Here is a 19,842-nt window from a genome sequence, read left to right on the forward strand (position 1 = left end):
CATATGGGGACGGGCGCATGATTTTTCTGTCAGGTTTCTGTTATAATATCGCAGGCGTTTAAGGAGGCGTCTTGCGCCATGCGCCTAGATCAATATCTCGTTCAAAGCGGGCTCGCCGAAAGCCGCGCCAAAGCGCGCGAAGCGGTGGAGGCCGGGCTTGTCGCGGTGAACGGCGCGGCGGCGAAAAAAGTGTCACAGAAAATCGCCGACACTGACGAAGTCGCCGTTTCCGGCGAAGTTCATCCCTTCGTATCCCGCGGCGGGGTGAAGCTCGACGTCGCCTTGCGGAGGATGGAAATCGACGCGGAGGGAAAAACCTGTCTCGATCTCGGCGCCTCCACCGGCGGCTTTACGGATGTCCTTCTGCGCGCCGGCGCCGCGAAAGTTTACGCGGTGGATGTGGGGCGCGGGCAATTGCATGAAAAAATCGCGGGCGACCCCCGTGTCGTCAATCTCGAACAGACCCATGCGAAGGATCTGTCGTCCGCGCTTATTCCCGATCCGGTGGAAGTCATTGTCTGCGACGTCAGTTTCATCAGTCTTAAAAAAGCGCTGCCTTTCGCGCTGGCGCTGGCCGCGCCCGGCGCGCGTCTCGCCGCGCTCGTCAAGCCGCAATTCGAAGTCGGCCCCGAAGGGATCGGCAAGGGCGGGCTGGTGAAGGAAGGCTTGGCCGGGCCGGTTGCGGACGATATGGCGCAATGGATAGAAGCGCGAGGATGGCGTCTTCTTGGATTGATCGACAGCCCCATCAAGGGCGGCGACGGCAATAAAGAGTTTCTGATTGGCGCGGCGAAGACAGCATAAAAGAAAACCGGCGAAACAGGCGCCGCTTCAAAGCGCCGAGATTCGCATCGGGGAAATCGGCGCGCGCGGCGACGGCGTTGCAAATGTTGATGGCGAGCGGGTTTTCGTACCGCTGACGGCGCCGGGCGATATGGCGCGCATTTCCTTTCGGGGAAAGCGCGGCGAAATCGACACGATTTTGGAGCCGAGCGATCATCGCGGAGAGCCGGTCTGCGGCTATTTCGGCCGCTGCGGCGGCTGCGCCCTGCAGCATCTCGATGCGGCCTATTACCGGGACTGGAAACGCAATCTCGTCATCACTGCGCTGGTCCGCGAAGGCTTTGACGAGAATCTTGTGGCGCCGCTCTTTTCCTGCCCGTCGGCGTCGCGCCGGCGCGCTTCTTTTGCGGTCAAGAGAACGGCGAAAGGGCTCGTCTTCGGTTTCAATGCGCGGCGCTCGGCGCAAATCGTCGATATCGATCATTGCCCGGTGCTGGCGCCCGTCTTTGCCGAAAACCTTCCCGCCTTGCGCGCGCTCGCCGAGGCGGCGCCGGCGCGCTGGCGCGGTTTCGATCTCGCCGTAACGTTTTGCGACAACGGGCTCGATGCGGCTTTGACGGGCGGCGACGCAGAAGACGATCTGACGGGGCCGGAAATCCTCGCGCTGACCGATGCGGCGCGGGCGGGCGGCGTCGCGCGTCTTACCGTCGAGGGCGCGCCGGTCGCGGCTTTCGCCGCGCCTTGCGTGCGCTTCGGCGGCGTTCCGGTTGCAGTCCCGCCCGGCGGGTTTTTGCAGGCGAGCCGGGAAGGCGAGGCGGCGCTGAGCGATTTCGTCGTCAGCCATCTGAAAGGCGCGAAACACATCGCCGATCTCTTCTCGGGATGCGGGACCTTTTCCTTGCCATTGGCGAAGAACGCCGCCGTCGACGCTTTCGACACGGATGCGCCCGCTGTCGCCGCGCTCGACGCCGCGGCGCGCGCGGCGGGGTTGCGCCATCCGGTGAAGGCGGAGACGCGCAATCTTTTCGAGCGGCCCTTGCGCGCCGAAGAGCTGAAGATTTACAGCGCCGCCGTCTTCGATCCGCCGCGCGCGGGCGCCGAGGCCCAGGCGGCGGAGCTTGCCCGCTCTTCTGTCCCGGTGGTTGTCGGCGTTTCCTGCAACCCGCAGAGCTTTGCGCGCGACGCCTCGATCCTGCGCGAGGGCGGGTATCGTCTGTCGCAGGTGCTTCCCGTTGATCAGTTCGTGTTTTCCCCCCATGTTGAACTTGCCGGGCTTTTCACGAAAGGATAAGCGATGGCGCCTTTGAACACGGTTATCGCCAATGGCGCAAAGCGTGCGGCCTATGGCGCCGCCCAGGCGGCGCGGGTGCTCTGGTATACCGGCCATTACGCCTATGGCCGCCGCCTGATGGGCCCGCTCACCGATCCGGGCCAGGCGCCTTATGCGGAGGAATTCGGCCCCCTCGACCGCGCGCGGCTCAAGAGCGCTTTTCGCGAACTCTTTCAGCGCGACTGGAAAAACATCGAAGCCGGGCTTTACAAAATGCCGGCGGAGTTGCGCCGTGCGCCGTCCTTTTCGAAGCTCTGGCGCGAAAGCCGCGACTATTTTCTCGATGCGCGCAAGGTCGCGCGGCGCAAGGCGGTGCGCGCGCATTCGGAAGTGATGACCGATGCACACCGGGACAAATATCCGCGCTATTATCTCCAGAATTTCCATTACCAGACCGATGGCTGGCTCACCGATGAGTCCGCCGCGCGTTACGACATGCAGGTCGAAACGCTGTTCACCGGCTCCGCCGCCGCCATGCGCCGGCAGGCTTTGCCGTTCGTCGCCCGCGCGCTTCAAGGCAAGGACGCAGGGCGCGCCTCTCTCCTCGATCTTGGCTGCGGCTGCGGCGGGTTTATCGAAGAAGTGAACAACAACTGGCCGATGGTTCAGCTGACGGCGCTCGATCTGTCGCCCGCTTATCTTGGCCGGGCGCGCACGGCGCTGGGCGAGGCGAAAAAAATTTCTTATGTGCAGCAGCCCGCGGAGGCGACGGGCCTTGCAGACGCATCCTTCGACATCGTCTCCTCGGTCTATCTCTTTCACGAATTGCCGCCCAAGGTGCGCGCCGACGTCGCGGCGGAAATCATGCGGCTCTTAAAGCCGGGCGGAACCTATATTCACGTCGACACTATTCAGTATGGCGATGAATCGGGTTTCGATATCCTTCTGGAGAATTTCCCGCGCGGTTTTCACGAGCCTTATTACGATAGTTACTGCCGCACTGACCTGGACGCGCTGTTCGGCGAGGCGGGATTGGCGAAAGACGACGAGACGCTCGCTTTTCTTACCAAGATATCCTCGTTCCGGAAGCCGGCCTGAGCTTTCACCCGCATTGCGCGCGATGAAGAAGCGCGTGGTCCGCAAGGACGAGTGCCATCATCGCCGCGCCCACGGGCACGCCGCGAATGCCGACGCAAGGATCATGACGGCCCTTGGTCTGAACGGTGGTTTCCTCGCCTTTCGTGGTGATGGTCTTGCGCGGGGTGAGGATCGAGGAGGTCGGTTTCACCGCAAACCGCGCGACAATGTCCTGGCCGCTTGAAACGCCGCCGAGAATGCCGCCCGCCTTGTTGGAGAGGAATTGCGGCGCGCCGTCTTTCATGCGGATTTCGTCGGCGTTCTCCTCGCCGGTGAGCGCGGCGGCCTCCATCCCGGCGCCGATCTCGACGCCTTTCACGGCGTTGATCGACATCATGGCGCTCGCAAGGTCGGCGTCGAGCTTGCCGTAGACCGGCGCGCCCAAACCGGCGGGAACGCCCGAGGCGACGACTTCGATCACGGCGCCGTAGGACGAGCCGTTTTTGCGCGCTTCGTCGAGTTTTTCCGCCCAGCGTTCGGCGGCTTTCGCGTCCGCGCACCAGAACGGATTCTTCTCGATTTCCATCCAGTCGAAATTGGCGCGGTCGATCTTGTCGGGGCCCATCTGCACCATGGAGGCGCGAATCCACACCGCGCCGCCAAGGACATGGGCGAGAACCTTTTCCGCCACGGCGCCGGCGGCGACCCGCGCCGCCGTTTCGCGCGCCGAGGATCGCCCGCCGCCGCGATAATCGCGAAACCCGTATTTCGCGTCATAGGTGAAATCGGCGTGGCCGGGGCGGTATTTGTCGCGAATGTCGGAATAGTCTTTCGAGCGCTGGTCAGTGTTTTCGATCATCAGGCTGATCGGCGTTCCCGTGGTGCGCGGGCCGTCCGTGCGCTCGTCCTCGAAGACGCCGGAGAGGATTTTGACTTCGTCCGGCTCTTTGCGCTGGGTGACGAATTTCGAGGTGCCGGGCTTCCTTTTGTCGAGGGCCGTCTGAATGTCCTCGGGGCGCAGGACGATGCCCGGCGGGCAGCCGTCAATAACGACGCCGAGCGCGGGCCCGTGGGACTCCCCCCAGGTCGTGAACCGGAACATCCTGCCGAAAGAGTTGAAAGACATGCCTTTTCCGTATTAATCGCTTTCTCGCGGGATGAGCTTATAGCCAATCCCGTAGCGATTTCCTAACGCCCCGGCCATCCCGGTCATCCCGGCCATGGGGGGCTTCCGAGGAGCCGACATGTCCGATCTCATTCCCCCGAGCCCCTCGGAAGAGGCCTATGCGGTCGACGAGGACCAGGGCGACGTCTTCACGATTGAAGATCCGGTCGCCCTTTTCGCCGAGTGGCTGGCGCTCGCCCGCAAGAAGGAGCCGAACGATCCCAACGCCATGGCGCTCGCCACCGTGGACGAGAGCGGCATGCCCGACGTGCGCATGGTGCTCCTGAAAGATGTCGACGCCTGCGGGCTCACTTTTTACACAAATCTGGAAAGCGCCAAGGGGCGCGAGCTCGCCGCCAATCCGAAAGCCGCCGTCGTGTTTCACTGGAAGTCGATCCGCCGCCAGGTGCGCTTCCGGGGCGGTGTGGAGCCGGTGAGCGATAAGGAGGCCGACGCCTATTTCGCCTCCCGCGCCCGGGCTTCGCGTATCGGCGCCTGGGCCTCGCAGCAATCGCGCCCGCTGGAAAGCCGCTTTGCGCTGGAAAAAGCCGTGGCCGCGAAGACGGCGAAATTCGGTCTTGGCGAGATTCCGCGCCCGCCGCACTGGTCCGGATACAGAATAAAGCCAGTGCAGATTGAATTTTGGGTGAACCGGCCCTTCCGTCTTCACGAGCGGCTTTTATACGCCCGAGAAGATGTTTCGTCCCCCTGGACAAAGGAACATCTTTATCCGTGACGGGAGGAAGGCCGCATGGGACGTTCGGTAGAAAGTTTTACGCTGCCCGACCTGATGAAGCCCATCGGGCCTTACTCGCATTACACAAAAGCCGGGGATTTTATTTCCATCAGCGCGATTGCGGGCGTCGATCCCGAAACCGGCGCGCTTGCCGGCGATGATGTTGAAAGCCAGACGGCGCAGATCCTGGAAGCGATCAACACCATCCTTGAGGATGCGGGCTCGGATTTTGAGCATGTGTTGCACATCAATATTTTTCTGACCGATATGGCGTTGTTCGACCGAATGAACGCTGTCTATGCGGATATTCTGGGCGAGCACCATCCGGCCCGCTCTGTGTTTGAAGCAGCCGCCCTGCCGAAGGATGGCGCGCTGTTGACCATGAATGCAACAGCGGTGGAAAAGCCTTAAGGCTGGCGCGGAGAGACTGCGCCGATTTTCTTTTCTGGTTTCCTCTTCCGGAGCGTCCCTCTGGCGCAGCGGCGTAACATCGCCGCAAAACACCGCGCCAAGGAGAGGAAACAATGGCCAAACTCAGAACAATTGCGACGGAAGAAGCTTTTTCCATCCCTGAAGTCGCCGCGGCGCTGAAAGAGGTCGCGCGCGGCCCGAGCCAGTCCCTCGACAAGCTCCTCGTCCGGGGCATTTACGACGCGGGAGCCAGCAAGGGCTATGACGCCCTGAACTTCCTCGACGGCCTCCTCGATGTTGAGGACCGGCGCCTGAAACAGATGGACGAGCTCGACATCGACATGCATCTCCTGTCGCTGACCGCGCCGGGGGTGCAGATGTTCGACGCCGACACGGCGACGGATCTGGCGGCGCTCGCCAATGACGCGCTCGCCGATATCTGCAAGCGCCATCCGGCGCGCTTTGCGGGGCTCGCGAGTTTCGCGCCGCAATCGCCGAAGCGCGCCGCGAAGGAGATGGAGCGGGCGATCAACGATCTGAAGCTCAACGGCTTCATTTTGAACTCGCACACCAATGACGAATATCTCGATGATCCGAAATTCTGGCCGTTCCTCGAGGCGGCGGAAGCTTTGGACGCCTGCATCTATATTCACCCGCGCGCGGCGTCTTACGGCCTCAAGGGCCCGTTGCAGGATTACGGCATGGATTCGGCCATGTGGGGCTATGGCGTCGAGACCGGCACGCACGCCGTGCGGATGATGACCTCCGGCGTCTTCGATCATTTCCCGAAACTGAAAATCTGCATCGGCCATATGGGCGAGGCGATTCCATTCTGGCTCTGGCGTCTCAATTTCATGAACTCCCGCGCCCAGGAAGGCGGACGGGCGCCGAAAACATCGCTCACCATGGCGGAATATTTTCAGCGCAATTTCGTCATCACCACGAGCGGCGTCGAGGATCCTCTGGCGCTCGATTACTCCATCAAGAAGCTCGGCGCCGACAATGTTCTGTGGGCGATCGATTACCCTTACCAGCCCATGAAGCCAGCGGTGGATTTCATCAGGTCGGCGCCCCTCGATGACGAGACAAAAGCCAAGGTCGCGCACAAAAACGCCGAGCGCGTCTTCCACATCAAGCCGCTGGGCTAGGTTTTTACAGATTGCCGGGCGCGCACGATTCCCGTAATCTTGCCGTGGATGCGGGGAGAGGCCCATGCACATCATCATCGCCATTCTCGGCGCGCTGGCGGCGGCCTTCTGGGCATTCACCTATTTCATGCGCGCAGCGAATGAAGGCCGCGAGGCGATTGGCGATGTCAAAGGCGTCATCCGCCGGGGACAATGGAACCGCCGGGTCGATCAGCGGCTCATCGAAAACCTTTCCGACCCGCGCCCCGCGCGCGAATGCGCGCAGGTTATTATTAAGCCGCCTTCGCGGCTGGGCGGCCGCCGTGTTGCTCTATCAGATGGCCGCCTATGACGGCGCCGTCACCGACCGGCAAGCGGCGCAGATTGTTGCGGATATGCGCGATGTTTTCGAAGCGGACGAGGAAACCGCGCAAGGGCTTTATGCGTTCGGCCGCCCGACCGCGAAGGCGGTCTGGTTATAATTTGCGCGCGTTCGCGCGCGGGGCCGTCGGGCAGATCAACGACGCCGGCAACAGCGTGCGCAAGATCTTGCGGCCGGTGACCGAAATCTGCACCGATGAGGAGAAAAAACAGCTTGTCGCTCTCCTTGAGCGCACGGCGGAGATCGAAGGTCCGCCAGCGGACGTTCAGCGCCGCCTCATCGCCGAGGCGCGGCGGGTCCTGCTTGCCGCCTAAATCAATATTGCGAGACTGTAAGAGAGAAAAACAGCGCTGAAATTTGCCCCACGCCGCCGCTTGCCGTTATGGTGTCCCCTTTAGGCCCCGGCGGAGGGGGCGACGATCTGAGAGTTCAGGAAGGAGACGGACGATGAAAAAAGCAATGATGGCGGCGACAGCGGGGCTGATGGCCATGGCGGGCGCGGCCTTTGCTGAGGAAGAAGAGATGCAGCCGGCCGAGCCGGTGGCCCAGGTGGGCGAGTGCAAGCTCATGGTTGCGGCGCCGGAAATGCCCGATCCGAAAGAAGCGACCGCTGAAGATCGCTCGGCGACGATCGGAGAAATCAAGGCTTACCAGGGCAAGCTCAACGAATATCGCGAATGCCTGACGGCCGTTTCTGAAAATGAGGAGCTTGAAGTCGAGCCGCGTCAGGCGGCGCTCGACGAGTTCAACCGCACCGTCAAAGTCGAAACCAAGATGGTGGAAGACTGGCAGAAGTTCGACAAGAAATACAAAAAAGAGAACGCTTAAGCGTTGACCGTTCTGAAATGAAAGCCCCTGCCTTTTGGCGCAGGGGCTTTTTTGTGTTCAGTGTTCTATAGCTGTCAATGCGCAAGCGCGATTGCGCGCGCCGCCGCGACGAGATCATTGAGAGTGCTGCGTGGCGGCGCGGCGCGCATCGGTCGCGGCCCATGGAACAGCATCGATCCTTCCAGGAGGCTTGCGATCGCCAGCGCGCGTCGCCTGGCCTGTGCTTTTGACAGTTTGGGATTGAGGCGTCGGGTCAGATCGGCCAGAAAGTCGCGATAGAGGCTGAGATATTCATCAAGCGCAGCCCCAGCCGTTTCATCGACGAAGGCGAGCGCCCAGAATTGAATTTCGAATCGCGTCACCTCGTTCCATTCGGGCGAGGGTTCCAGCAGCCAGTACATCGCTGCATCGAACGTTTCTTTCGGACTTTTACGGTCCTCCGTAAAACCGATAAGGACTGAGCGATAGTGTTCCACAGCATCCTCGATCAGAAGCGCCAGAAGGGCGGACTTGGTCGGCACGTGATATTGCAGTGACGCAAGCTTGATCCCTACGCGTTCCGCAACGGCGCGCAAGCTTAAGGCCCCGTATCCCTGTTCGATCATCAGCGTGCGCGCTTCGCGGATGATCTCTGCTCTGCGGTTCGCTGCACTGGTTTTCTTCGTTTTCGTCATGCTCAACGGCTTTTCTCAAGTCGCTGTTTCTGTCAATTGACAGATTGAATAACCTGTCATATGACAGGTTGCAAATCCGATAAGGGAAGCGCCGCCATGACCACAAGCCGCCGTGATTTTTTGCTGGGCTCTGGCGCTGCGGGTCTTGGCTGCGGTTGCGCCCGGCGGCCGCGGGTTGAACCGGGGGCGAAGGTCGTCATTGTCGGCGCCGGCTTTGCCGGGATCGGCGCCGCGCGCGCATTGCGAAAAGCCGGTTATGCGACTGAGATTGTCGAAGCGCGAGACCGGATCGGCGGACGCGCCTGGACGAAGGAAACGACGCCGGCGCCGGTCGACCTTGGCGCTTCATGGCTGCATTCCGGGGCGAAAAACGCGCTGGCTGGTCTCGCGCGCGAGAGCGGCCTCGCTTTCAATATTTCCGATTATAACAATGTGGATGTGTTCGGACTGTCTGGATCGATGGTTGAAAAGAAACCGATCACGCAAGTTTATGAAGAGCTCGATATTGCCGATCGGTTCAAGTCGCAGCTTTTCTGGCCATATCTGCGCTGGCGTCTCGGCGGGGGCGCATCCGGGCGAAGCATTGGCGATGTTTGGGAGGAAGCCGTTGCGGGCGAAGTCGATGCGCTGAGCGGCGAGGCCTATCGCATGATCCTTGAAACGCAATACGCTGTTCCGCTGCATGAAGAGGCGATGGAATCGCTCTTTCTCGGCGGTGAGCAGTTGCCTAATCATGAGTGGTTCATGACCGGCGGCATGCAGACATTCGCCGACTATCTGGCGAAAGATCTGCAAGTACGCTTGTCCACCCATGTCAGAGAAATTGAATGGAGCCGCGGCGCAGCGCGCATCGTGACGAATAATGGCGAAATTGAAGCGGCGGCGGTTGTTCTCACAGTCTCTGCAGGACTGTTGAAGCGTCAGGCGATCAGGTTGACGCCAGGATTGCCGGCCGATGCGCGCGCCGCTCTCGACCGTCTTGGCATGGGGCTGTTGAACAAGATCGCCTTGTCATATCCATCCGTCTCATGGCCTGTAGATAGTGAATATTTTGTGCTGGCCGGTGGCGAACTGCCGGCGATTATCGCCAATCATCCGGTTTATTCCGGCGCGCCGGTTTTGCTTGGGTTAACCGGAGGCGCGACGTCCCGTCGTCTTGAAACCATGAGCGATGAAGAAGCGGCGGCACGACTGCATCGCGATTTCGAGCGGGCGCTTGGCCTTAAGCTGCCGGAGCCTGACGGCGCAGCCGTTACCCGCTGGGCGTCGGATCCGCTGGCTGGCGGCTCCTACTCGCACCGAAAGCCCGGCGCGCGCCTCGATGAAGGCGATATTCTGGCGCGGCCTGTTGACGACACGCTGTTTCTCGCCGGCGAAGCCATCGTTTCAGACGACGACGCCGGCAATGTTTCCGGCGCCTATCGCAGCGGACAACGCGCCGCGGCGCAAATCGCAGGGCTTTCCGCGCCGAAAAAACGAAACGCAATCCTAGTCTGAAAGTATGTAATTGGCGTTCATGCCCGGCGCGCCGTCACTTGTGACGACGCCGTTTTGCGTCAGGCGGATTAGATGCGCGAGGACGTTGAGCGCCGCCGCGCCGTGAAGGCGCTTGTCCACATCGGCGTACATGGCGGCGGTAATCTCATTGATCGTCGAGCGGCCTTTTCTCAGTTGCTCGAGGATCTGCGCGTCGCGCATCAGCCGGTGGGTTTTGACCGCGCGCACAAAGCGCTTCGGGTTTTTAATGGGCGCGCCATGGGTCGGGAAATAAATCTCGTCGTCGCGCGCGAGCAGCGTGTCGAGGCTCGTCAGATAAGCGTTCATATCGCCGTCGGGCGGCGCCACAACGGTCGTCGCCCAGCCCATGATGTGATCGCCGGTGAACAGCGCTTTTTGGTCGGGCAAAGCGAAACACAGATGGTTCGAGAGATGGCCGGGCGTGTGCACCGCTTCGATGCGCCAGTCCGGCCCCTCGATGACGGCGCCGTCGCCGATGGTTTCATCCGGCGCGTATGAATAATCCGCGCCTTCGTCGAGCGCCGGGGCGTCGTGCTTTTGCTCTTTGACCGGGTGCGCACCGAAACCGAGGAGGGGCGCGCCGGTCGCGGCGGCGAATTTCATCGCAAGGCCGCAATGGTCGCGGTGGGTGTGGGTGACGAGGATATGGCTGACGCGCTCGCTCTTCAATTCGGCGAGGAGGGCTTCGAGATGCGCGTCATCGTCCGGGCCCGGATCGATGACCGCCACCTCGCCTTCGCCGATAATATAGGTCCCGCTCCCGGTGTAGGTGTAGGGGCCGGGATTGTTCGCGATGACGCGCCGCACGCCCGGCGCGACGCGGTCGGACCGCCCATGCGCAAAGTCGATGTCTTTGACGAAAGGAATAGAGGCCAATTTTAGACCTGCTGTCCCAGCTTGGCGTCGATGGCGGCGGCGAAGGCCTCGGCGAGCGCGCGCATGGCGGTGAGCTTGTCCTGATATTTCATGGCCGCGGGCGGGCCCATATCGGTTTTGTTGGCGTCGACGATATAGATGCGTCCGTCATGGCGGTCGCGCAGAATGTCGAGCCCGCCGAAATCGAGATGCATGGCGGCGGCGAAACCCGCGATCTTTTCCTGCTCGTCTGCAGACAGCATGGCGTCGATAGGCGCCAGATCGACGCGGTGATTGTCATTGGTGAAGCGCAGTTCGCGCGTGCGCTTTTTTAGGAAGACGTAAGGCGTCGTCCTGCCGCCGACGATGGGCGTCCTGATGTCCACATGTTCGCGGCCGTCAAAGGTATTTTCGACCATGCGCTGATAGACATGGCCGGGCTGCTTCGCAGCGATGGGACAGTCGATGATATGGCCGTCATGCTTGCCGTTGCGTTCGGATTTCTCGACGGCGACGCCTTCATGCGTCGTTGGGTCGACAGCGAGGCTGTAGCCGAAGACTTCTTCGAAAATGCGCGAGACGACGCTTTTGCGGATGTCGAAACAGTTGACATTGAAGGCGGGTTTTTCCGTCGGCGCCAGGCGCGGCGCGGTGAGGAATTCGCGGTCCTCGAAATAAAAATGCAGGTCCGCTTCCGCCGGATCTTCGACGATCTTGATGTCGGCGAGCTGGCAGACCGGCCAGACCGCATAATAAGAGCGCGGCTTTTTGGGAAAGAAGGAGATGCGGGCCCGCGGTTCGCGCCCGCGCATCATGCGCGTCGCCCGCAGCGCGTTCACCAGCCAGACAAAGCTGGCGATCCTCAGCGCGTCGCGGGCGAAGCCGCGATCCAGCGGAATTTCAGCGCCCGTTTCGGTCGCAACGAGCTGATTACCGTTAATTTTAAAATCGCCAAAAATAGACATCGACGCTCCGCCTCGGAACCGCCCCCTGCCGCAATGAACATGGCTTCTTCCCCGTTGACAAGGAAATAAAATTACCGAGAGGCGCGAAATACGGCGGACGGCGCGGCTTTTGCGACGAGCCGCGCATGTGTGCCGAACGTAAACAGAAGCTTAATCTCGCCGCCGCAATCGCGCTGGCGGCGTTTACCTTGCCGGGCGCCGCACTCGCACAAAATTCTCAAGGTTCAGCCGGCGGCGTTGCGCTTGGCGACGGGCATGGCGGGATCACCGACCGCGCCTATGTTGCTGCGCCGCCGAACTATCTTTACGTGGTCGAAAAAGAACGCGGCAGCTTTCTCGATTGCGGCGAAGGCCAGGACCGGCGCGCGACGGATGAAGACGGCCGCGACATGGCCGTGCTGCATTGCGGCGTGACGCTGACGGAAACCGTCGTCATTCCGGCGGCGGCGTCGAGCGCGCGCATCATCATTCATTATTGAGAGCGGACAGCCCTCACCAGCCCATCAGGCAGCTGTCGGTTTCAAGATCGCCATTCTCGTCATAGCGCGCGGGCACGGAATATTTCTTTCCGTAATCGAAGGTGACGCCGCAATTGTCTTCGCTGACATTGTGCCAGACGCGCGTGCGCCCGCTGATCTCAAGATCGCTTGATTGGGTGACGTCGAAAATCGTCGCCATGCGGTCTTCGACCGAATGCCTGTCGGCGCCGAGAATGACTTCGGCGTCGATCACGAAGCCGGTAATGGTCACGTCGGAGTCGTTATAGGCGGGGCAGGTGCAGGCGGACTTCTCTCCCAGAACAGGCGGCGCCGCGTAAGGGTCGGGAGTCTGGAGCGCCATCGACAACAGTAACGCAAACAGGGTCATTTCAGGCTTTAGTCCTCTTGATGCGCCGCTTTCAGCGCTTCGAGCGCGGGCCGCTGGCCCGCAATGTCGTAGCCGGCTTCGGCGGCCTCGGCGATGATCTTGTCCGGATCGCGTCCCTCGGATGCGGCGAGGTAAGCCTGCACCACGGTCGAGCGCGTCCCGGAGCGGCAAAAGGCGAGGGTTTTTTCGCCCGCTTCTGCTAACGCATTTTTCAGGGCGGAAATATGGCTCATGGAGACGCCGCGCCGGTCCACGGGGATATGCGCATAAGCGATCCCGGCGGCGCGCGCGGCGGCCTCGAGATCGGCGCTTTTCGGCTGGCCCAACATTTCGCCGTCGGGCCGGTTATTGACGATCAGCGTGTAGCCGGCTTCCGCCGCTTCGGCGATATCGGCGGCGGAGAGCTGGGGCGCGACCGAAAATCCGGGCCTTAAGGATGTGAACTTGTCTGGCAAGGCTTTCTCCTTATGCGCCGCAGATTTCGCCGCCGCCGGCGGGGCGCCTGAAAAAATCGCATATGCGAAGGGCGCGGCCAGTAGGCAAGCCATGACGGTTCGCATAATTTGTCGGTTTCGCAATTGACGCATGGGCGGTATTTCGCGCGTCGCAGGCGATAATGCAAGCACGGCTTCCTCTGCAGGGGCAAGGCGTGAAAAGGAGCAGAGTTCATGAGCGCGCCCTTGTTTCACCTCGCCATCCCGGTCGACGATCTTGCTGCGGCGGAGGCGTTTTACGGCGATCTCTTCGGCTGCCCGCGCGGGCGGCGCGACGAGAAATGGATCGATTTCGATTTTTTCGGTCACCAGCTTGTGACCCATCTCGCGCCGGAGGAATGCGGGCGCGCGGTCACGAACGAGGTCGACGGGAAGAAAGTCCCGGCGAAGCATTTCGGCCTCATTCTGGACGAAGCGCAATGGCGGGCGCTCGCTGACCTGCTTGTTGCGGCGGGAACCGACTTCATCATCGAGCCTTATGTGCGCTTTGAAGGCGAACCCGGCGAGCAGGGAACGTTCTTTTTGCTCGATCCGGCGGGCAATGCGCTGGAGTTCAAATATTTCGACGATATGGGCCAGTTGTTCGCAACGTGAAGATGCGCTTTCCGCGCCCGATGATGAATGCAAAGGCGCGGAGCTGGTTCTTTCAAGAGCCTTTCGGCCTTCCTGCCGGTCAGTCGTCGTCTCCAATATCGCCCAGCGACCGGATCGCGACCCAGATATTCCAAAGAACGAAAACAGCCAGCAGGAACAGGATCAAAAACAGCCAGAATGTCATCGTCCCCTATAGATGGGGAGTGAACGCCCTTCCGGCAAGCGCCCGGCGGTTTTAGCGCCGCCGGGCGCAGGTTTTTCGGGGCTTAGCGCCCGTCGAAGACGATTTCGCCGTCGACGACGGTCATCACCGGTTCGACGGTGAGGATTTCCTTTTCCGGGATTGTCATGATGTCCTTTGAAAACACCGTGAAATCGGCCTTTTTGCCGGGCTCGATGGTGCCGAGCATGTCTTCCTGGAAGGCGGCGTAAGCCGGCCAGATGGTGAACATTTTCAGCGCTTCTTCGCGCGTCACCGCCTGGTCCGGGCGCCAGTTTTCGTCCTGATAGCCGTCGATCCCGCGCCGCGCCACGGCGGCGTAGAACTCGATGCGCGGATCGCCGCGCTCCACCGGCGCGTCGGAGCCGCCGGCGATGATCGAGCCGGCGTCGATCAGCGCGCGCCAGGCGTAGGCCCCGTCAAGGCGGTCCGGCCCGAGCCGGTCGACCGCGAAGTAAAGATCGCCGATGGCGTGGCTCGGCTCCATCGACGGGATGACGCCGAGCTCTGCGAAACGGGGAATATCCTCCGTGCGCAGAATTTGCGTATGCTCGTCGCGCCAGCGCATGTCGGTCTTGTCCGGATGGGCGGCGAAGGCCTCTTCATACCAGTCGAGCATCAGCTTGTTGCCGCGGTCGCCGATCGCATGAGTGCAGACCTGAACGCCCGCTTCGAGGGCGTCGTTGAGGATCGGCATCGCCTCGTCCTTTTGCATCAGGAGAAGCCCGCTGGTGTCGGGGCGGTCGGAATAGGGCTCCATCAGCGCCGCGCCGCGCGACCCGAGCGCGCCGTCCATGTAAAGCTTGATGGCGCGGGTGACGACATGGCCGTTCTCATTGATGCGCGGGCCGCTTTCGATCAGCGCGGGAAGGCCTTCCCGGTCGATGGCGTTGTAGGAGCGCAGCTTGAGGACGCCCTCGTCGGAAAGGGCCTCCATCATGTCGACATTCGCCGGATCGACGGACATGGCGTGGACGCCGGTCCAGCCATAGCTCGTGTAAACCGCCGATGCTTTCGCGTAGCCCTCGCGTTTTTTCGCCTCGCTGGTCTCGCCGAGAAGGCCGCGCACGAGCCCTTGCGCCTTGTCGATGAGAATGCCCGTCGCGCGGCCGGTTTCGTCGCGCTCGATCTTGCCGCCGTCGGGATCGGGCGTTTCGCCGTCGATGCCGGCGGCGCCGAGGGCGGCGGAATTGGCGACCAGCGCGTGGCCGTCGGCGCGGGTGAGGAGCACCGGATTGTCCGGGCTCACAGGGTCGAGGTCGTCGCGGGTCGGCATGCGGCCCTCGGGCCAGCCGGTCTCGATCCAGCCGCGGCCGTAAACGGTTTCGCCTTCGCCCGCATGTTGGACATTCGCCTCGATGATGGAGACGAGCTCCGCAATCGAGCCGACCTCCTCGAGATTGAGCGTCAACTCGCGCATGCCGATGCCGAGAAGGTGGGCGTGGGCGTCGGTGAAGCCCGGATAGAGCGCCGCGCCGTCAAGCTCGACGAGCTCCACGGCGTCGCCGGCGGCGTCCTCCACAAGCGCGCGGTCCCCCACGGCGACGATTTCGCTCCCGGCCACGGCGACGGCCTCCGCCGTCGGCGCGCCTTCGACGCCCGTATAAATCGGCCCGCCGGTGAAAATCACGACCTTGGCGGCCTCTTCCGGCGCCGCGCCGGCAGACGGCGCGTCACGCCCTCCGCAGGCGGCGAGGGCCGGCAGGGCAAGGGCGAACAAGGCGTATTTGGCGGCGAAACGCGGCATGAGCGAACTCCTTGAGAAAGGCTTCATGGGAAGGGCTGGCGCGGGAGAGGCGGCCAGGGTGGCGACATTACCGGTGTAACCGGCGCCGCAAGGCCCCGCAATCGATCCCTTGAGACGAATCCAGGGGCACCCGCGAGCTGAAAAGGGCTGTTGAAAACTGGTTTCGTTTCCGAGAGGGGTTAATTTTCCCGTTATGCGGGAATGCGCCGATCCGGATGCGCTTAAATGTTGCGTTGCAACAAAAAACTTGTAGTTAATCGCCCTAAACTATTTGACATAACCCTGAAAAAGCTGAGATTGGGGACTGTCGTTAAAGGAGTTTTAACGACGCGGGTTCCGGCGTTTTCCGGATCAATCAGTTTGAGTGGGGGACTAAACCATGAAAACCCTTCGCTACATGGCGGCAGCCCTTGCCGCCGCGGGCCTGATGGCGGTTCCGGCGAATGCGACGACCTTCGTCTTTAAAGGCGCAGGCAATAATGTGACGCCGCTCGGCACGGCCGGCGTTGATTTCCAAGAAGATTGCGCCACCACCGGCGACTTCTGCTCGATCGATCACGATGCCGGGCTTTCCTATACGCTGGACGGCTACGGCCTCCAGGTTAAAGCTTATGAAGACACCGTGTCCGATACGGACACGCTGGAAGTGACGCTCGGCACGGCCACGCGTCTGATCCAGGACATCGCGCCGTCGGACTCCGGTCTCGGCGCATGGTCTGAAGATTCTGGCAGTGACGACCAGACGCAGTTCGATTCCGGCGAGTCGATTGAATTCATTTTCGACAACCTTGTGAAAGTCACCGATGTTGAATTCAACGCCGGCGGCGACACGAACTGCACCAACACGTCTGACGGCAGCGGCGAAGGCAGCTGCGGCGAGTTCATCCTCGAGATTTTCGATGATGCGGACGCCTTCCTTTCCGCCAGCCTGATCGACATTACCAACACCGATGTGTTGGGCGTGCTCGGCACAGGCGCCAGATTCGTTCTGACGGCGGTTACGCCGGGCTCCGGCTTCACGGTCGCGAAACTTACCGTGAGCGAAGTTCCGGTTCCGGCGGCGCTTCCGCTGCTGCTTTCCGGCCTTGCCGGCCTCGGCTTCGCATCGCGTCGCCGTAAGACCGCCTAAACAGGCTTCGCAACACTCTGCGAAACGAAAAGCCGGCCTTCGGGCCGGCTTTTTTGGTTTTTGAAGGCCAATGGTAAGGGGGGCGTGCGCAAGAGCACTCGATCCGGCGCGATTTTTGTGCCATAGGAGCGCGCCCGTTCCCTATCGGATACCCCCCGTGAAACCGCGCCGCATCGGATTTCTGTTCAATCATGAAGCCGTTCATCAGGTCGCTCACAGCGCCCCGACGGCGTTCGCGCTTTCGCGGGACTTCCCGGCCATTGACGTTGAGCTGCTGGTTTCCAGCCCCGCGCAAATGGCCGAGCTGGAAAAGATCGCCGCGCATTTTCCCGGACAGCGCTGCCGCTTCACGCCAATTGACTGCGGGCCGGTTGCAAAGGCGCTCGACAGGCTGTTCGGCAAATTCGCGCCCATAAAAAAGGTCGCCGTCCTGCGGTCGAATATCGAGCGCTTCGCCGCGCTCGACGCGCTGGTGACGCCGGAAAAGACCAGCGCCATGATCAAGCATCGTTTCGGGCTGACGGATCTGACGATGATTTACGCGCGGCACGGCGCCGGCGACCGGTCGCTGAGTTTCAACGCCGACAACGCCCTTTTCGACTTCCTGTTGTTGCCGGGCGCCAAGTTTCGCGACCGGCTCGCCGCCGCCCATCTTTTGGAGGGGCGCCCTTACGAGATTGTCGGCTATCCGAAATTCGACCTTCTCTCCGGCGCCGCGCCGAAATTATTCGACAATGACCGTCCGACGGTTCTCTATAACCCGCATTTCGACGCCCGCCTGTCGTCATGGTACAAATACGGGGCGGCGGTGCTGGACTATTTTTACCGGTCGGACAAATTCAATCTCATCTTCGCGCCGCATCTCATGCTGTTTGAGCGTCTGCTGCATGTCTCGCTCGAAGAGTTCAGCATGACGATCCGCAAGCGCCTGCCGAAGCGTTATTATGACTGTCCGCATATGCTGATCGACACAGGCAGTCCGGCGAGCGCCGATATGACCTATACGATGGCGGCGGACATCTATCTCGGCGATGTTTCAAGCCAGGTCTACGAGTTCATCTACCGTCCGCGCCCTTGCGTTTTTCTCAACGCGCACGGCGCCCAATGGAGGGACGATCCCAACTACAATCATTGGATGCTTGGCGAAGTGATTGACGATCCGGCGATGCTGGATGCGGCGCTCGCCCGCGCGCCGGCCGAGCATGAACGAAAATACGCGGCTCTCCAGCGCGAAGCGTTCGCCTATACGTTCGATCTTCAGGAAACGCCGTCATCGGTCCGGGCGGCGCGCGCCATTGTTGCTTTTATGGAAAGACACAGGGCTTAACGCGCGGCGAGGATCGCTTCGACCTGTTCGAGATCGGACGGCTTGTCCACATCGATGGCGGCGTTGGCGTAAGGCAGGAGGATGGCGTGCGCCGGACACCGGACGATCTTTCCGGCGCGCCGGAAAGCCGTGTCGATGGAGAACAGCTTCAAGGCGAACCCGATGAGATTAAGCGGCCCGAACGCCGCGGCGAGTTTCCATGGCCGTTTGCGGTTGGCTTCGACTTTCTCCCAGAACCGAACGGCGTTGAGGCCCGAGCGGTCATTGATTGCAAAAAGATTGGCGCCGGAAACCTCCGCGCCGCGAAATTTAAGATAAGTCCGCTGCATTTGCGGATACGCGTCCTCGATGGTTTCGCGCGCGACAAGTGCGATGGAAACGCCCGGCTTGCCTTGCGACCGGTCGAGGAAGTCATTGACCATGTCTTTCGTCAGCAGCGGATGGTCGGCCGTCGCAATGAGGAAGCGCGGATCGTTTTCGCGCGCTTCAATGGCGGCGCAGACGCTGGCGCTGATTGTCGGCGCGGCGCGCACCCGCTCAACGGGAAGGCGGGTTTTCGCTTCGGCGACGCCGGGTATGGCGTCAAGCGGGCCGATCGCATCTTCCGTAACCAGAACAATGCGCGCGATCGCCGGGGCTTGCGACAAGGCGTCAAGCACCCGCGCAATCATCGCCTGTCCATGAATCTCCACAAGCGCCTTATAGGTTTGCCCCCGCGCCGCGGCGACCGGGTCGGTCCCGGGGCGTTTGCCGGCGATGACGATCGCCGTGTAGCCGGCCTCATGCGGATCGTGGCCGGTCACGCTTTGCCGCCTTGCGCGATCCATGAACAGATCGGCCAGTCGGCTTTTTGCGCATGGGCGCGCAGGGCCGGTTTGGGATTGACGACATAAGGCGCGTCCGCGCTTTCAAGCAGCGGCAGATCGGAAATGTGATCCGTGTAGAAGGCAATATTGAGTTTCGCGCGGTCCGCGCCGCAAAGCGCCTCAAGCTGTGCGTCGACCATGGCGCGCTTGGCGAGGCCGTAGCAATTCTCGCCGGTGATCTGCGGCGGCGCATCGCGCGCGGCATCGAAATCGGTCGGGCTTGCAATGCAATGGTCGAAGCCGAGGCGTTCCGCGAAGAGCCGCGCATAAAAGTCGACGCTCGCGGTCGCCAGGATCAGCATGTCGCCGGCGGCGCGATGGCGCGCAATCGCCGCAAGCGCATCGGCATGGAGGCCGTCCGTCATAATCTGCGCAACAAAGCGGTCGGCATGCGCGGCGATCTCTTCGCGTTCGAAGCCGCCGAGCGCCATGGCCAGCATGCGGTTTTTCAGCGTCGTGCGGCTGAGGCGCCCGGTCTTATAAAGCGCCATATGCGGCAGGAATCGCGCGAAGAGGGCGAAACGCGCCGGGCCTTGCGCCCGCACGGACAGAAGAAACGGCGTGAAGGTCCCGCGCCGCGTGATGGTGCGGTCGAGATCGAAAATCGCAGCGTTTCTCAGCCCGGTGCGGTCCGGCGGGGGCGCCAATGGCCTGTCCTCTCTTCTCTAAGCAATTGGAATTTCTGCTTATTCCTAGGGTCAATCGAACGCTTTATGCAAGCCGGGACAAGCCGGCGGGGGCGCGTCGTTGATCTGGCGCGGATTGTGCGCTTAGTGCGGAAGCTTGGAAAGGCCGTCCTTCGGGCGG

General features: G+C 61.8%; 24 protein-coding genes. 15 read left to right on the forward strand and 9 right to left on the reverse strand.

What is annotated here, in order from left to right; genetic code table 11:
* Positions 1 to 78 precede the first annotated feature (78 nt).
* Genes CW354_RS13450 through CW354_RS13460 form a run of 3 tightly spaced genes read left to right on the forward strand, consistent with a single transcriptional unit; the run spans position 79 to position 3,151 of the window.
* The gene (locus CW354_RS13450; protein WP_104830610.1) at positions 79 to 804 is read left to right on the forward strand and encodes a TlyA family RNA methyltransferase; all 726 of its coding nucleotides are present in this window, start codon (positions 79 to 81) and stop codon (positions 802 to 804) included.
* Positions 782 to 2,074 carry a class I SAM-dependent RNA methyltransferase gene (locus CW354_RS13455; protein WP_104830611.1) on the forward strand — a complete coding sequence of 431 codons (1,293 nt, stop codon included), beginning with the start codon at positions 782 to 784 and terminating at the stop codon, positions 2,072 to 2,074. The genes CW354_RS13450 and CW354_RS13455 overlap by 23 nt, the downstream gene beginning before the upstream one ends.
* Positions 2,075 to 2,077: 3 nt before the next feature.
* Positions 2,078 to 3,151: a class I SAM-dependent methyltransferase gene (locus CW354_RS13460; protein ID WP_104830612.1), complete on the forward strand. Its 1,074-nt coding sequence runs from the start codon at positions 2,078 to 2,080 to the stop codon at positions 3,149 to 3,151.
* Between the two features lie 4 nt (positions 3,152 to 3,155).
* Here the strand turns inward: CW354_RS13460 and aroC are convergent, their stop codons facing one another.
* On the reverse strand, positions 3,156 to 4,256 hold the full coding sequence (gene aroC / locus CW354_RS13465; RefSeq protein WP_104830613.1) for a chorismate synthase: 1,101 nt from the start codon (positions 4,254 to 4,256) through the stop codon (positions 3,156 to 3,158).
* 94 nt (positions 4,257 to 4,350) lie between these two features.
* Between aroC and pdxH the strand changes: the two genes are divergently transcribed.
* From pdxH to CW354_RS13495, 7 genes are all read left to right on the forward strand, one after another.
* Positions 4,351 to 5,031, forward strand: coding sequence for a pyridoxamine 5'-phosphate oxidase (pdxH, locus tag CW354_RS13470; RefSeq protein WP_423793530.1), 681 nt, complete (start codon positions 4,351 to 4,353; stop codon positions 5,029 to 5,031).
* 15 nt (positions 5,032 to 5,046) lie between these two features.
* Positions 5,047 to 5,442 (forward strand): RidA family protein, encoded by a 396-nt coding sequence (locus CW354_RS13475; RefSeq protein ID WP_104830615.1) that lies wholly within the window; start codon positions 5,047 to 5,049, stop codon positions 5,440 to 5,442.
* Positions 5,443 to 5,555: 113 nt separating this feature from the next.
* Positions 5,556 to 6,590, forward strand: coding sequence for an amidohydrolase family protein (locus CW354_RS13480; protein ID WP_104830616.1), 1,035 nt, complete (start codon positions 5,556 to 5,558; stop codon positions 6,588 to 6,590).
* Positions 6,591 to 6,654: 64 nt separating this feature from the next.
* Positions 6,655 to 6,921, forward strand: coding sequence for a hypothetical protein (locus CW354_RS13485; RefSeq protein WP_104830617.1), 267 nt, complete (start codon positions 6,655 to 6,657; stop codon positions 6,919 to 6,921).
* Positions 6,893 to 7,051, forward strand: a complete 159-nt coding sequence (locus CW354_RS23430; protein WP_165793704.1) for a hypothetical protein — start codon at positions 6,893 to 6,895, stop codon at positions 7,049 to 7,051. Before CW354_RS13485 ends, CW354_RS23430 begins: the two co-directional genes overlap by 29 nt.
* 1 nt (position 7,052) lies before the next feature.
* The gene (locus CW354_RS13490) at positions 7,053 to 7,265 is read left to right on the forward strand and encodes a hypothetical protein (protein ID WP_104830618.1); all 213 of its coding nucleotides are present in this window, start codon (positions 7,053 to 7,055) and stop codon (positions 7,263 to 7,265) included.
* 133 nt (positions 7,266 to 7,398) lie between these two features.
* The gene (locus tag CW354_RS13495; protein WP_104830619.1) at positions 7,399 to 7,779 is read left to right on the forward strand and encodes a hypothetical protein; all 381 of its coding nucleotides are present in this window, start codon (positions 7,399 to 7,401) and stop codon (positions 7,777 to 7,779) included.
* 74 nt (positions 7,780 to 7,853) lie between these two features.
* Here CW354_RS13495 and CW354_RS13500 read toward each other — a convergent pair whose 3' ends face one another.
* Positions 7,854 to 8,453 carry a TetR/AcrR family transcriptional regulator gene (locus tag CW354_RS13500; RefSeq protein WP_104830620.1) on the reverse strand — a complete coding sequence of 200 codons (600 nt, stop codon included), beginning with the start codon at positions 8,451 to 8,453 and terminating at the stop codon, positions 7,854 to 7,856.
* A 96-nt stretch (positions 8,454 to 8,549) separates the two neighbouring features.
* Here CW354_RS13500 and CW354_RS13505 point away from each other — a divergent pair, with 96 nt between their 5' ends.
* Positions 8,550 to 9,950 (forward strand): flavin monoamine oxidase family protein, encoded by a 1,401-nt coding sequence (locus tag CW354_RS13505; protein WP_165793705.1) that lies wholly within the window; start codon positions 8,550 to 8,552, stop codon positions 9,948 to 9,950.
* On the opposite strand, the gene CW354_RS13510 is transcribed toward CW354_RS13505, so the two are convergent.
* Together CW354_RS13510 and CW354_RS13515 are read right to left on the reverse strand one after the other, a co-directional pair.
* On the reverse strand, positions 9,942 to 10,847 hold the full coding sequence (locus CW354_RS13510; RefSeq protein WP_104830622.1) for an MBL fold metallo-hydrolase: 906 nt from the start codon (positions 10,845 to 10,847) through the stop codon (positions 9,942 to 9,944). The two genes, CW354_RS13505 and CW354_RS13510, sit on opposite strands and share 9 nt — an antisense overlap.
* 2 nt (positions 10,848 to 10,849) lie before the next feature.
* Positions 10,850 to 11,791, reverse strand: a complete 942-nt coding sequence (locus CW354_RS13515; protein ID WP_104830623.1) for a hypothetical protein — start codon at positions 11,789 to 11,791, stop codon at positions 10,850 to 10,852.
* 125 nt (positions 11,792 to 11,916) lie between these two features.
* On the opposite strand from CW354_RS13515, the gene CW354_RS13520 reads away from it, so the two are divergent.
* Positions 11,917 to 12,270, forward strand: a complete 354-nt coding sequence (locus CW354_RS13520; protein ID WP_104830624.1) for a hypothetical protein — start codon at positions 11,917 to 11,919, stop codon at positions 12,268 to 12,270.
* A 13-nt stretch (positions 12,271 to 12,283) separates the two neighbouring features.
* Here CW354_RS13520 and CW354_RS13525 read toward each other — a convergent pair whose 3' ends face one another.
* Both CW354_RS13525 and CW354_RS13530 read right to left on the reverse strand, forming a co-directional pair.
* On the reverse strand, positions 12,284 to 12,658 hold the full coding sequence (locus CW354_RS13525; protein ID WP_104830625.1) for a hypothetical protein: 375 nt from the start codon (positions 12,656 to 12,658) through the stop codon (positions 12,284 to 12,286).
* Positions 12,659 to 12,666: 8 nt separating this feature from the next.
* Positions 12,667 to 13,113 carry a TIGR01244 family sulfur transferase gene (locus tag CW354_RS13530; RefSeq protein WP_207764809.1) on the reverse strand — a complete coding sequence of 149 codons (447 nt, stop codon included), beginning with the start codon at positions 13,111 to 13,113 and terminating at the stop codon, positions 12,667 to 12,669.
* 213 nt (positions 13,114 to 13,326) lie between these two features.
* On the opposite strand from CW354_RS13530, the gene CW354_RS23435 reads away from it, so the two are divergent.
* Positions 13,327 to 13,746, forward strand: coding sequence for a VOC family protein (locus CW354_RS23435; RefSeq protein ID WP_165793706.1), 420 nt, complete (start codon positions 13,327 to 13,329; stop codon positions 13,744 to 13,746).
* Between the two features lie 266 nt (positions 13,747 to 14,012).
* Here the strand turns inward: CW354_RS23435 and CW354_RS13535 are convergent, their stop codons facing one another.
* Complete coding sequence (locus tag CW354_RS13535) at positions 14,013 to 15,713, reverse strand: amidohydrolase (RefSeq protein WP_104830626.1); 1,701 nt, start codon at positions 15,711 to 15,713, stop codon at positions 14,013 to 14,015.
* A gap of 379 nt (positions 15,714 to 16,092) precedes the next feature.
* On the opposite strand from CW354_RS13535, the gene CW354_RS13540 reads away from it, so the two are divergent.
* Both CW354_RS13540 and CW354_RS13545 read left to right on the forward strand, forming a co-directional pair.
* On the forward strand, positions 16,093 to 16,842 hold the full coding sequence (locus tag CW354_RS13540; RefSeq protein WP_108723960.1) for a VPLPA-CTERM sorting domain-containing protein: 750 nt from the start codon (positions 16,093 to 16,095) through the stop codon (positions 16,840 to 16,842).
* 157 nt (positions 16,843 to 16,999) lie between these two features.
* Positions 17,000 to 18,169, forward strand: coding sequence for a hypothetical protein (locus CW354_RS13545; RefSeq protein WP_104830628.1), 1,170 nt, complete (start codon positions 17,000 to 17,002; stop codon positions 18,167 to 18,169).
* On the opposite strand, the gene CW354_RS13550 is transcribed toward CW354_RS13545, so the two are convergent.
* Positions 18,166 to 18,972, reverse strand: a complete 807-nt coding sequence (locus CW354_RS13550; RefSeq protein WP_165793707.1) for a nucleotidyltransferase family protein — start codon at positions 18,970 to 18,972, stop codon at positions 18,166 to 18,168. The two genes, CW354_RS13545 and CW354_RS13550, sit on opposite strands and share 4 nt — an antisense overlap.
* A complete protein-coding gene (locus tag CW354_RS13555; RefSeq protein ID WP_104830630.1) occupies positions 18,969 to 19,682 on the reverse strand; it encodes an HAD family hydrolase in 714 nt (237 codons plus the stop codon). The genes CW354_RS13550 and CW354_RS13555 overlap by 4 nt, the downstream gene beginning before the upstream one ends.
* Positions 19,683 to 19,842: the final 160 nt, after the last annotated feature.

This window comes from Hyphococcus luteus (assembly GCF_002943565.1).
GTDB classification, from domain to species: domain Bacteria; phylum Pseudomonadota; class Alphaproteobacteria; order Caulobacterales; family Parvularculaceae; genus Hyphococcus; species Hyphococcus luteus.